The sequence below is a fragment of the Micrococcales bacterium genome, from assembly GCA_016703125.1.
Lineage (GTDB): Bacteria > Actinomycetota > Actinomycetes > S36-B12 > UBA10799 > JADKAV01.
Genome location: JADJCR010000009.1, coordinates 1 through 12,281, shown reverse-complemented (window position 1 = coordinate 12,281; position 12,281 = coordinate 1). Strand labels below are relative to the sequence as shown.

At 68.2% G+C, this 12,281-nt stretch carries 13 protein-coding genes and 1 tRNA gene; 8 read left to right on the top strand and 6 right to left on the bottom strand.

From position 1 onward, the window contains the following. Positions 1–257 precede the first annotated feature (257 nt). Positions 258–800: a copper chaperone PCu(A)C gene (locus tag IPG68_13625; GenBank protein ID MBK6764241.1), complete on the top strand. Its 543-nt coding sequence runs from the start codon at positions 258–260 to the stop codon at positions 798–800. Between the two features lie 7 nt (positions 801–807). Beyond that, positions 808–2,025, top strand: a complete 1,218-nt coding sequence (locus IPG68_13620; protein MBK6764240.1) for a Dyp-type peroxidase — start codon at positions 808–810, stop codon at positions 2,023–2,025. Positions 2,026–2,070: 45 nt separating this feature from the next. Here the strand turns inward: IPG68_13620 and IPG68_13615 are convergent, their stop codons facing one another. Continuing rightward, a complete protein-coding gene (locus IPG68_13615; protein MBK6764239.1) occupies positions 2,071–3,021 on the bottom strand; it encodes a helix-turn-helix domain-containing protein in 951 nt (316 codons plus the stop codon). Positions 3,022–3,102: 81 nt separating this feature from the next. Between IPG68_13615 and IPG68_13610 the strand changes: the two genes are divergently transcribed. The 6 genes from IPG68_13610 to IPG68_13585 all read left to right on the top strand — a co-directional run bounded on the left by IPG68_13610 (position 3,103) and on the right by IPG68_13585 (position 9,394). After that, positions 3,103–3,273, top strand: a complete 171-nt coding sequence (locus IPG68_13610; protein MBK6764238.1) for a hypothetical protein — start codon at positions 3,103–3,105, stop codon at positions 3,271–3,273. Between the two features lie 181 nt (positions 3,274–3,454). Further along, on the top strand, positions 3,455–5,701 hold the full coding sequence (locus IPG68_13605; GenBank protein MBK6764237.1) for a hypothetical protein: 2,247 nt from the start codon (positions 3,455–3,457) through the stop codon (positions 5,699–5,701). A gap of 104 nt (positions 5,702–5,805) precedes the next feature. After that, on the top strand, positions 5,806–7,308 hold the full coding sequence (locus IPG68_13600; protein MBK6764236.1) for an FAD-dependent oxidoreductase: 1,503 nt from the start codon (positions 5,806–5,808) through the stop codon (positions 7,306–7,308). After that, on the top strand, positions 7,305–8,165 hold the full coding sequence (locus IPG68_13595; GenBank protein ID MBK6764235.1) for a glucose 1-dehydrogenase: 861 nt from the start codon (positions 7,305–7,307) through the stop codon (positions 8,163–8,165). Before IPG68_13600 ends, IPG68_13595 begins: the two co-directional genes overlap by 4 nt. A gap of 16 nt (positions 8,166–8,181) precedes the next feature. Next, positions 8,182–8,643, top strand: a complete 462-nt coding sequence (locus tag IPG68_13590; protein MBK6764234.1) for a hypothetical protein — start codon at positions 8,182–8,184, stop codon at positions 8,641–8,643. An 85-nt stretch (positions 8,644–8,728) separates the two neighbouring features. Continuing rightward, complete coding sequence (locus IPG68_13585; protein ID MBK6764233.1) at positions 8,729–9,394, top strand: hypothetical protein; 666 nt, start codon at positions 8,729–8,731, stop codon at positions 9,392–9,394. Between the two features lie 50 nt (positions 9,395–9,444). Here IPG68_13585 and IPG68_13580 read toward each other — a convergent pair. The 5 genes from IPG68_13580 to IPG68_13560 form a co-directional block, all read right to left on the bottom strand. Beyond that, a tRNA-Lys gene (locus IPG68_13580) sits at positions 9,445–9,517 on the bottom strand. 217 nt (positions 9,518–9,734) lie between these two features. After that, positions 9,735–10,544 (bottom strand): hypothetical protein, encoded by an 810-nt coding sequence (locus IPG68_13575; GenBank protein ID MBK6764232.1) that lies wholly within the window; start codon positions 10,542–10,544, stop codon positions 9,735–9,737. Between the two features lie 260 nt (positions 10,545–10,804). After that, entirely contained in the window at positions 10,805–11,284 is a 480-nt protein-coding gene (locus tag IPG68_13570; protein MBK6764231.1) for a hypothetical protein, read from the bottom strand. Further along, positions 11,281–11,790: a site-specific integrase gene (locus tag IPG68_13565; GenBank protein ID MBK6764230.1), complete on the bottom strand. Its 510-nt coding sequence runs from the start codon at positions 11,788–11,790 to the stop codon at positions 11,281–11,283. The genes IPG68_13570 and IPG68_13565 overlap by 4 nt, the downstream gene beginning before the upstream one ends. Further along, positions 11,775–12,083 carry a hypothetical protein gene (locus tag IPG68_13560; protein ID MBK6764229.1) on the bottom strand — a complete coding sequence of 103 codons (309 nt, stop codon included), beginning with the start codon at positions 12,081–12,083 and terminating at the stop codon, positions 11,775–11,777. Before IPG68_13560 ends, IPG68_13565 begins: the two co-directional genes overlap by 16 nt. Positions 12,084–12,281 lie beyond the last annotated feature (198 nt).

The following is a 12,281-nucleotide window of genomic DNA, read 5'->3' as shown; positions in this document are numbered from 1 at the left end:
TTCGCGCAGCCCACTCGACGTAGGCTGAAGTGACGGTGGTTGCCCGCGAGAGGTCTCAGCGGCCGCGTTCACGTTCGGGGTGCTGCACGTGAACGACGGGGTGAGCCGCCGACCATGCGGGATGCGGCTTCCTGGGTTCCCGACTCGCGACCCCAACGGTCGAGTTAGGCCTGCCTGAGCGGGGCCGCTGGAACACCCCGGCATAGTCTCTCAGTGGTACCCCATGGGGGTAAAGCTGCGGATAAGGGAGGATCCCAATGCCCACTCACAAGCGGTCCATAGCCGTCCTCGGTGTTTCTCTGCTGGCGCTCGGCGGGCTGACCGCCTGCTCGTCGGACGACACCGCCGGCGGCACCGCGAGCCCGGCCACCGAGTGCGCGCTGACCGTGACCGACCCCTGGGTGAAGGCGCAGGACGAGGACATGACCGCGGCGTTCGGCGTCATCGAGAACGCGACCGACGCGGAAATCACGATCACGTCCGCCTCCAGCCCCTCCGCGGGGAAGATGGAGGTCCACGAAGTCGTGGACCAGGATGGCGCGATGGTCATGCGGCCCAAGGAGGGCGGACTGGTCGTGCCGGCCGGCAGTTCGGCCGAGTTGAAGCCTGGCGCCGACCACCTGATGCTGATGGATCTGCCAGCACCGATCAAGGCCGGCGACGAGGTTGAGATCACCGCGGTCTGCGACAGCGGCGGCTCGGTGACCTGGATCAGCGTCGCGAAGCCGTTCGAGGGCGGCGCCGAACCTTACGTGCCGATGGAAGAGGGCTCGATGGAAGCCTCCCCTTCCGGAAGCTGACCAGCAGATGAGCACCGGCGCCGAGCAGCCCCGCGGGTTGAGCCGTCGGGGGCTGCTCGGCGGCCTGGCGCTCGGCGCGGGCGGCTTGGCGGTGGGCGCTGCGACGGGGTACGCGGTGGCGTCACCACCCCCTGCGGACACCGGTACAACACACCTGGGGTCAGCCGTCGAGGACTGCCACGGGCCCCATCAGGCGGGCGTCGCCACACCGCTGCAGGCCCATGCGACCTTCGTCGCCCTCGACGTCGGCGGCGACGTCGACCGGGCGGCCCTCATCCGCCTCATGAAACTGCTCACCGATGACATCATCCGGCTGACACAGGGGCGCCCCGCCCTGGCCGACCCGCAACCGGAACTGGCCCAGGTCCCGGCCCGGCTGACCATCACCGTTGGATTCGGCATGGGGTTGTTGCGAGCGGCGGGATCTGCCGACCAGGCGCCGGCCTGGTTGCGCAGGGGACTGCCGGACTTCTCCATCGACCGGCTTCAGCAGCGGTGGAGCGGCGGCGATCTGTTGCTGCACGTCGCCGCCGAGGACCCCGTGACGGTGTCGCACGCGGTGCGGGTGCTGCTGACCGACGCCCGTCCCTTCGCCGCCGCGCGCTGGTCGCAGGCGGGTTTCCACCGTCCTGCGAACACCGCGCCCGCCGGCATGACCGGACGCAACCTGATGGGCCAGGTCGACGGGACCATCAATCCGGAGGCCGGCACCGCCGATTTCGACACGGTGGTGTGGTTGCCCCCGGACGCCACACCCGACTGGCTGCGGGGTGGCACCGCTGCGGTCGTCCGGCGCATCCAGATGGATCTCACGACCTGGGGCGGGATGGACCAGATGGCCAAGGAGGAGGCGATCGGCCGGCGACTGGCGGATGGTGCGCCCCTGACCGGGGGTTCGGAGTTCACCGCCCCCGACTTCGAGGCCACTGACGCGCACGGATTCCCCGTCATCGGTGACACGGCGCACATCCGGCTCGCACACGCCCACCAGCCGCAGGAACGCATCCTGCGGCGGCCCTACAACTACGACGACGGGCCACAAGACGCCGGCCTGATCTTCACGGCGTATGCGGCCGACCCGCAGGCCCAGTTCGTGCCCATCCAACGCCGCCTGGCGCAACTCGACGTGCTGAACATCTGGACCACCCCCATCGGGTCAGCGATGTTCGCGGTGCCGCCGGGGTTCGCCCCGGGCGAGTACGTGGGGCAGACCCTGCTGGGATGACGGGGGCCGGGAGGTTGGACAACGCGCACTCCAGGCCGACAGCCCTCAGGCAGAGGTCCGGAAGCCCGCAAAGTCGCGCCGATAAGCCGACGGGGTGGTGCCCCGCAGCACCTTGAAGTGGTGACGCAGCATGGTCGCATCCCCGAGCCCGGTCAGGCGCGCCACCTCATCAAGCGGCAGGTCCGTGGTCTCCAGCAGGCCGGCCGAAGCAGCCACCCGCTGGTGCAGCAGCCACTTGTAGGGGGTGGTTCCGGTCTCCGCCGCGAACCTGCGGGCGAACGTGCGCGGGGACATCCACATCCGGTGGGCCATGTCCGCCACGGTGATCTCGTCGGCGAGGTTCGCCCGCAGCCAGTCCAGCAGCGGCGCCAGATTGGCCGGGGGTTCCGGCAGGGGATCCTCGATGTACTGCGCCTGCCCGCCGTCCCGGTGCGGAGGCACGACCATGCGCCGCGCGACAACACCGGCCACCGCATCGCCGAATTCCTGGCGCAGGATGTGCAACGACAGGTCGAGTCCGGCCGCGGCGCCGGCGCTGGTGAGCACCGGCCCGTCCTCGACGTAGAGCACCATCGGATCGACGCGGGCCGACGGGAAACGCTGTGCGAGTTCATCGGCGTGCAGCCAGTGGGTGGTGCAGTTGCGCCCGTCGAGCAGTCCCGCTTCCCCGAGCACGAACGCCCCGGAACACACCGACATGACCCGGGCGCCCTTGGCCACGGTCGACCGCAGCAACTCCAGCGCCGGTTCCGGGATGTTCTCGCACAGGCCGGGCGCCACGCAGACGAGGTCGGCGTCGGATGCGGCATCGAGCCCGTCAGCCACCCCGACCGGGAAGCCAAGGGTGGTCGGCACCAGGCCCGGTTGCGGGGTGACCAGCGTGAAGTTCAACCGGGGCACTCCCATGTCCGAACGGTCCCCGCCGAAGATGTCGCAGATCACCCCAAGTTCGAAAGGTGCGACTCCGGGCAGGACCAAGCACGCAACGTTCTTCACGGACCCATTGTGGCAGTATATTGCGGGAGCATGTCAATAATGCCACTCGAGGATCTTCGGCAGCAGCGCCACATTGGGGGCATGACATTCATCGCTCTCACCTTCCTCGGCCTCTACCTGCTGGTGCTCTTCCGCGTGCTCGCCGACGACCGGCCCCGTTCCGTGCCGCAGTCGCACTTCAGTCCGCCAGTCAACGCCCACGAGCAGTGGTCCCGGTTGAGCCAGGGAGCAGTCGGTCGCCAGTTTCGTTGACGGTGCGGCCCGGTCTGCCAGGCGTTGGAGAAACGGACAGATGTAAAAGCGATACGGAAGGTGCATTCCGCTAACCGGTATCCGAATCTCCACCGCCCTTGCCGCGAGCGTGAACACCGCATGCGGTCCACGACACGCCCATACTTGAAGCAGGGGTGCCCCCACCGGGGAGGTGGCTCTGATGCGACGAATCGTGGCAGCCGGCGCGGCAGGAGCGATAGCAACCATCGGCATGTACGCCCTGCCCTCCGCGGCGCAGTCGGCGGGCTACGACTTCGTTCTCTCATGGGGGTCCCTGGGCTCAGGGGAGGGCGAGTTCAACGCGATCCACGAGGTGGAGACCTCGAACAACGGCAGCGTCTACACGGTGGAGACCGGCAACCAGCGCGTCCAGAACTTCAGCCCGCAGGGCACCTTCCGCCTCATGTGGGGCAACCCGGGTCCCGGCGGCAGCAGCGAACCCGGTGAGTTCAACACTCCGCAGGACGTGGCGGTGGGATGGGATTCCCGGGTCTACGTCGCTGATGTGCGCAACCACCGCATCCAGTGGTTCACCCCCGAAGGCGTCCTGGGCGGGGCGTGGGGAACGGAGGGCACGGCGGACGGCCAATTCGAGTACGCCGCCGACATCGCCACGGCGCCGGACGGCACGGTCTACGTCGCCGACTTCAACAACGGCCGCATCCAGCGTTTCACCCGCGACGGCGGCTTCCTGTCGAGCTGGACCGGTCAGTTCGACTGGCTCACCGGGATCGCGGTCGCACCGGACAGCACGGTCTACGTCGTCGAGCAGGATGCCCACCGCGTTCAGCGTTTCACCCCCACCGGCCAACTCGTGACGTGGTGGGGCGAGCAGGGATCCGGTCCGGGTCAGTTCCTGTCACCCAGCGCGATCGCCGTGGGTCCGGACGGCACGGTGTTCGTGGCTGACACGGACCGTGACGACGTGCAGGTCTTCTCCGCGGGCGGGGACTACCGGACGAGTTTCGGCCAGGGTCGGCTGCAGGGGCCCACGGGTGTGGCCGTCGACCGCTTCGGCGAGGTGTACGTCGCCGACAACCTCGCCGAATCGGTCCTGCGGTTCGTGTCCGCCGACGCCACCGTCGACACTGACGGCGATGCCCTTCCCGACCGCTGGGAGGTCCTCGGATACGACCACCATGACGACGGTTCGATCGATGTGGACCTGCCGGCCATGGGCGCGAACCCGTACCGCAAGGACGTCTTCGTCGAGATCGACTGGATGACCAATCACCACCTGGACAATGCGGCCATCGCACAGGTCGTCGATGCGTTCGCGGCGGCACCGGTGCCCAATCCGAACCGGACCTCAGGCATCACCCTGCACGTCGACAACGGCAGTGACTCGCCGATGACGGGCACCCGTACGTGGGGCGCGCGATCAGGCTCCGACGAGTTGCGACATGCCAACAACCTGGCTGTCTGGCGCGGGGTGGACTCGGGCAAGTCGAGTCTGTTCGCAGCGGCCCGCAGGCCCATCTTCCACTGGGTGGTGTCGGCCCATTCGTACAACGGCACGACCTCCAGCGGCATCTCGCGCGGGATCCCCGCCAGCGATCTGGTCGTGTCGCTGGGCGCGTTCTGCACCCAGGGGCTCGACTGCTCCGGCACGACGGCCGAACAAGCAGGCACCTTCATGCACGAACTGGGCCACAACCTCGGACTGCACCACGGCGGTGGGGACGACACCAACCGCAAGCCCAACTACCTGTCCGTGATGAACTACGCCTTCCAACTGGCGGGACTGGTCCGCGACGGACAGGCCGGGGTGTTCGACTACTCCCTGTTCCCCGGCGGCTCCCAGACCCTGCCCAGCCTCGACGAGACGTCGCTGACTGAGGTCGCCGGGTTCGGCGGTGTCGGCTCGCTGCTCACCCGCTACACGACCACCTGGCGTTGCCCCTCCGACTGGACCACGGGATCGGTGTCGGGAGCCCTCGACCTCGACTGCGACGGAACAGCAGGCGAAACCGTGAGTGTGGACCTGAACAACGACGGCGCGAAGACCACGTTGTCCCCGTGGAACGACTGGGACCACATCGTCTTCGACGGCGGTCAGGTCGGCGATGCCGCCGGCGTGTCTCTCCCCGATGCCATCTGGCCGAAGGAGCCGACGGCCAAGGTGCTCCGCGCGACTCAGAAGGTGTTGCTGGGCGACACGAAGCGCCCACGCGTGAAGGTGCGTGTGCGTTCGAAGGGCAGGGTTCTCGTGACCGCCCGGGACGCCAAGGGGCTCGACCGGGTCGTCGTCAAAGTCGACAAGAAGACCCGGCAGTACCGCGCGAAGGGCGTCACGGTGAAGCGGGTGCGCCTCCAGGTCAGACGCGGCAACCACCGCGTCCGGGCCGCCGCGCTGGACCGGGCGGGCAACTCCTCGCGCCTGATCCGTCGCACCGTCCGGCGGTAGCGGTGCCCCAGCGCGACACCCACCACCCGACACGGTCGCGCCCGCAGGTATGGGAGGTCGTCTGCGGGCACGTGGGGTGCGCCAGCAACACCGAGGAGGACAGGGTGGATCTCGGTAAGGCAGGCAGCCCGTGGTCGCTGCCCGCGAACGTGTCAGCACCGCAGCAGCCCGAACTGCCGGGCCGGTGCGACGTCGTGGTCGCCGGCGCAGGAGTCTTCGGCGCGACGACTGCGCTCCTACTGGCGCGTCGCGGTCTGTCGGTGGTTCTCGTAGATGCCGGCGATCCTCTGCAGAAGTCGACCACGGTCCACTCCACCGCGAAGGTCACCGTCGGCCAGGGCACACTCCCGGCCCGGATCGCGGCCCGCCACAAGGACGAGACTGCGGTGCAGTACCTGCGCGCTACGCAGATGGCAATGGCCTTCGTCGCGACGACGAGCGCGAACGCGGTGACCCGCGCTGACCAGTTCGTCTACGGCGAGGACGCCGATTCGATCGCGGAGGTGCTCGAAACCGCCCGGCTACTGCGGGCCTCGGGCGTCACGCTGGCCGACGCACCCCCGGATCTGCCCTGGCCGGCGACCGGGTACTGCGTGCCGGACCAGATGAGCCTGCATCCCGGCGAGTACCTGCGGGATGTGATCTCGGCCGCCGAGCAGAACGGTGCGCTGTACCTGCCTCATCACCCGATGACGTCGTTCAGCTGGCGCGGGCCCGTCCGAGTCGTGGCGGGCGACTCCGAGGTCCGCGCTGGTCACCTGGTGCTGGCCACGCACTACCCCCCAACCCTGCGGGGAGGCTGGTTCGCCACGCTGTCCGCTGAGCGGCACTTCGCCCTGCTGGTCAGCAGCCCCCGGGCCACCAGCGCCATGACCCATCTGGTCGGGCCGACGTCGCGCTCGACGCGGCCTGTGGGGACCGACCAGATGGTCATCGTCGGCGAGGGCCATCCGACTGGCACGTCACCGAGGCAACCCTGGCTCACCCTCGAGCAGTGGGTGGTGGACCGGTTCGGGCCGGTTCGGGTCATCGCGCACTGGGCCGCCCAGGACACGTTCAACGTCGCGGACTCACTGCCCATCGCCGGACCCGTGACGCCTGGGTCGTCGGTGTTTGCCGCGGCGGGCTTCTCCGGCTGGGGACTGACGAACGGGACCATCGCAGCTCATCAGATCTCCGCGCGAGTACTGGGGGAACCGGACCCGTCGTGGGGGAACTGGGGCCCGCGCCTCCCCGGCCTGCAGGCAGCCGGCCGCCTCGTCAAGCACCAAGCCGCCGTCGCGGGACGGCTGCTCGGCGGCATCGTCAGTACGGACGCATCACCCATCGCCGACCTGGCACCGGGCGAATCGGCCATCGTGCGCGACGGGCTGAGCCAGGTGGCCGTGCACCGTGACGACAGCGGTGACCTGCACTCGGTGTCAGCGCGCTGCACCCATCTGGGATGCACGGTGCGCTGGAACCCCGGCGAGCGCAGTTGGGACTGCCCGTGCCATGGCTCGCGCTTCGATCCCACGGGCCGGGTACTGCAGGGACCTGCGGTTGAAGCACTCGCCCTCCACCCGTTGGACGACGCCGCCACGACCCGGAAGGAGCGCACCGAATGACCGACGCCACGAGTGCCTTCCCCGCGCAGCAGCAACAACCACCGGGACGCACGGACGAGATGACACCGGTCCCGGACCACGGCGAGACGTCGTACGTGGGCCACGAGCGACTGCTGGCCAAGCGGGCGCTGGTGACCGGCGGGGATTCCGGGATCGGTCGCGCCGTAGCCATGGCCTTCGCCCGCGAGGGTGCGGACGTTGCCTTCACGTACTTGCCGGCCGAATCCGAGGACGCTGCCACCACCGTCGAACTGATCGAGGACGCCGGGCGCACGGCGGTGGCCATCGAGGTCGACCTGCGCGACCGGCGGGCGTGCGAGTCCGCGGTGCGACGTGCCGTCGAGGGCCTGGGCGGCCTGGATGTGCTGGTGAACAACGCCGGCTTCCAGATGGCCCGCGGCGAGGGGATCGTCGATCTCACCGACGAACGCATGGACCGGATCTTCCGCACCAACCTCTACGCCCTTCTCTGGCTGACACAGGCCGCGCTCCACCATCTCGGCGACGGTGCCGCGATCATCAACAACAGTTCGGTGCAGGCCTACCACCCCTCGCCTGCCCTGGTGGACTACGCGGCCACGAAGGCGGCCATCAACAACATCACCGTGAACCTGGCTGCCGAGCTCGGACCCCGGGGGATCCGGGTCAACGCGGTCGCCCCCGGGCCGATCTGGACGCCGCTGCAGCCCGCGACCCAGCCGCCCGAGAAGGTCGAGGCTTTCGGTGCGGATACACCACTGGGACGCGCCGGGCAGCCTGCTGAGGTTGCACCCGCTTTCGTCTTCTTCGCCTCCGACGAGGCCAGCTACATCTCTGGCAGCGTCCTGGGCGTCACCGGCGGCAAACCGGTGTTCTGAGTCCTCGGGAGTGATCGTGGCCGACATCCCAGCACAGCATGAGGGGCTGCGGCGCCGACAGTCCGTGGCCAGGTGGCTGGCCCCGATCGGCGGCAGCGCCCTCGTCCCGCTGGTGATCCTGGTCGCTGTGACCGCGAGCGCCTGCGGCGGCGCCGGCCGATCGGATCCGGTCGGGACCGCGGCGGCCGCCGATCGCGCCGTGGCCCTCGGTGATTGGGCCGCATTGTGCGCACTGCTGTCGCCGGGTGTGCGTGCAGACGTCGCCGGCGAGCAGACGTGCACGGACGCGATGATCCAGGACAGCCCCGCCGCGAACGGCTCAGTCACGGCCGTCCGCACGATCGCCGACCAGGCCCAGGTCCGCCAGGATCAGCACGCGATGTTCCTGCAGTGGGCCGACGGCCGCTGGTGGGTGACTGCCCTGGACTGCACCCTCGCCTCCGGCGATCTCATGTACCGCTGCTCGGTGAAGGGGTGAGGCCGATGCGAGCCCTCTTCTGGATCGTGCTGGCCACCATCGTGGTCGGGTTGGCGGCCATGGCCGTCGTGGGGGTGACGCAGCGATGACCAGGTTCTGGCGCCGCAACTCACTCACCCTCGTCTTCTTCGCGCTGTCCCTGGTGGCACTGAGCTCCCAGCTGTTCGTAGGGCTGGCGGATCACAACCGCACCCTCACCGCTGAAGGCCTTGTTCCTGCCGGGGTCTGGGACTACCTGACGTCGAGCCAGTTCGCCGTCGACGTCGCAGAGAACTGGCAGTCGGAGTTCCTGCAGTTCGCGTTGTTCATCACCGCCACGGTGTGGCTCGTGCAGGCCGGGTCGCCCGAGTCCGACCCGCCGGGGGAGCAAGGACCTGGGACTGACGCCGAGGAGCGGGTGGGACCGCACGCGCCTCCCGACGCCCCGCCGGCAGCCCGGGCCGGGGGCTGGCGCGCAGCCGTCTACGGCCGGTCGCTGGGCATCCTCATGGCCGCGATCTTCGTGGCCTCCTGGGCGGTCCAGGCTGTCACCGGGTGGACGGCACACAACGCCGACCGGCTCCGGTCACTGCAGGACCCCCTTGACTTCGGCGCGTATCTGATGGCGCCGGACTTCTGGAACCGCACGCTGCAGAACTGGCAGTCGGAGTTCCTGGCGGTCACGTCCATGGTGATCTTCTCGGTGTACCTGCGGCAGTGGGGCTCGGCCCAGTCGAAGCGGGTGGGCGATCCGCACTCGGTGGTCGGCTGAGGTGCGCTGTCCGACGGTCCGGGATCCGGGCAGGCCCGCGGGGAGTTCGGTGCCCCCAGTAGGACTCGAACCTACAACCTACGGATTAAAAGTCCGCAGCTCTGCCAATTGAGCTATAGGGGCGGGGCACGGGGAGAATCGTGAAGAAAATCCCTGCGACCTTGCCGGTTCATCGTATCTGCGTGGGTGAGGGGTCAGGCCGTCAGGTTGAGATGGCGGAGATGGCCGTTTCGGGCCGCGTGTTGTCTCGCGGATGCTGTTTGCTTGCCGGATTCCGGGTTTCGGGTATGCCGATGTGGCCGGTCACTGGCTAGTGGCGGCCTGAGGTGGCGGGACGGGGTCACGGGTCGGGGTGCTTTGCCCGGTGCGCGGTGACGGCGTTGTTCCGGATGGCGTAGCCGAGGATGAACAGTTCTTGGGTTGGGGTGCCGTATCCGGGGAGTCGTGGCATATCGCGTTTCATCTCCGGGTCCAGGGATTCGGCGTCGTTGCAGCGGCTATAGAGGACACCGTACTGCCAGGTTCCGGGCGGGTAGTAGCGCAGGTACTCGCCGCGTTTGAACTGTGGGCCGGTCTCTGGCTGGTGGTGCAGCGGCACGCTGAAGGTGACGGGCTGGTTGTGGCAGCGCAGGGTGGTGTGGATGTAGTGCCGCCAGGTGCCGTCGTCGTTGGGTCGGCTGCTCACGCGGTCGTGGGTGAGGGGCACCCAGGTGGGTTTGCCGTCGGTGCCGGAGCGGACTTGTTCGTGCAACTGGCCTCCGATGGCCCAGATGTGGTGTTCGCAGGGCCGCCCGGTGGTGCGGGTGTGCCGGTGGACTGTGACCTTGTGTCGTTTCTCGACTCGTGAGGAGTTGCGGGTGCCTTTCTGCCTGCGGTTCTTGTTGGTCTTGGCGGCTGGCTGGTTGATGGTGTGGAGGTTGTCGGCTGACAGGTCAGCGATGTGGATGTCGCGGAGGACACCGTCGACGATGACGCCTCGCATACCGGGTGCTTGGGCGTGGATGCGTTTGGCGACGGTGACGATGGCTTTGCCCTCGTCGCCGATGCCGGTGATGTCGTTCGGGCCGAGGACGTGTGTGAAGTCCAGGATGATGCGTCCGTGGTAGTCCTCTGAGCGCAGTGACGCGAACACGATTTTCGATCCCCACACGCGGGTCTTTTCCTGGCCGTATTTGTTGTGCCAGCCGGAGGCACTGTCGTGGCGTTTGCCTTTGTCGGGCCGGTTGTTCGTCGGCCCGGGGTAGACGGTGCCGTCAAACGCGACCCATTGGCTGGGGCAAGGCCGTCAGTAGGAGTGGCCTCGCCTGGTCGGTAGGTGCCCCAGGTCGCCTGCGAGTTCCAGTGCGGCTTTCCGGAAGATTGCGGCGGCCTGTTGCCGGATGTGGTTCCCATTCGTCGCCGCGCCACAGTTCAAGGAAATAGGTGACGTGGTGTCGTTTCGGTGGTTGGCTGCTTGCAGGCCAGGTCGAAACCTGGTGGCAGATGTTTGTGGGCGAACTTGCGGTACATCCGCCACAGGTACTTGTCCGAGCACACGTGGGTGATTGCGGCGTTCTGGCTGCCGTACACGCTTGTCATCGCGACGAGGAACAGGTAGACCCACGCGGGGTAGTGCGCCGGTGCGCCACGTTTGCCGACCTGCCGAGTGTTGCCGGGCAGCGAGTAGGCGATCTCCCAGAATCCTGGGTAGGCGAGGATGTTCCGTCCTTGCTCGGTGTACGAGATTCGTTCGCTTTCCTCCCGTGTGCGGGGTCGTTTGGTGCCGTACGTTCCGTCGGGGCGTTTGGTCACGATGCTGCGCTGGGCGCCGCGTTGCACGACCCGACGGGTCTCCTCGCCGTCGCAGGTCAATGTGACGGTCTGTTCGGGCAGCAGAGTTGTGCTGGTCACGACCGCCCCCTGGGGTCAGGGTTGAACGCGGCCCGCCAGTCGTATCCGACGAGATGCGCGGCCACGTCCAGCCGGGCCAGGCCGAGGCGTGCGGCGACCGCCTCAACCCTGCCGGTTTCGGCGAACACACGGGAGGCGACGTACTCGTTGATGCTCGCCACTCGCGTCTTGCCGGGTGTGTGCACTCCCGCGAGCCGGATGAGTTTCGTCAGGCTCATACTCGTTGCTGCCGAACGGGCTTTGAAATCGTCGGTTGGCGTGGTGCGTTCGTTCGGTAGGTAGGCGAGCAGCGCACCACCATCCCCGGGGTAGCGGCGGTGCAGGTACGCGAGCCGGTCAAGGATGACCTGCCACGCCCAGTCGTCATCAATCGGCACCCAGCGCTGCTGGTAGCGGCTGCCGCCGCCGTGGAGGAACACCGCTTTGCCCATCTGGTCGATGTCCCGTACCCGGATGGCGCCAACCTCGCCGGACTGGGCACCCACCAGCGTCAACGCCAGGCACACGGGTGTCCTGGCATACCCGACGACGTAGTCCGAGCCGTCCGTTTCTCCGTCGGCGGCGTCTTTGAGGTCTGGATCTGCTCGGCGGTGAACGCGGACACGACACGTTGCACACCGGGCAGGCTGGGCAGGCTCGCACCCAAGTTCCGTTCAGTGATCCCGAGCCGGAACCACGTGCGGTACACGGCGACGGCGACAGCGCGGCGCAGACGGCGAATGTTCTCCGACGGATACTGCGCTGCACGGATGCCGGTCGCTGGGGAGTTCACCCACTGCCACAGCACCTCACTGGACACGTCACACACCAAGTCGCAGCGGCACGCGGTCGCGTACGCCACGAGAGTGCGAACTACCGCGGTATGGTGTCGAGGGTCTCCGGTGCGATGCGTTCCGCGGCGACCTGTTCCTCCCAGTCGGCAAGCATCCGGGCGACAGCCTCCCCAATTCCGAGAGCACCGTCCATCGGAACGTCAGGGGCCAGGTAGAACGAGTCG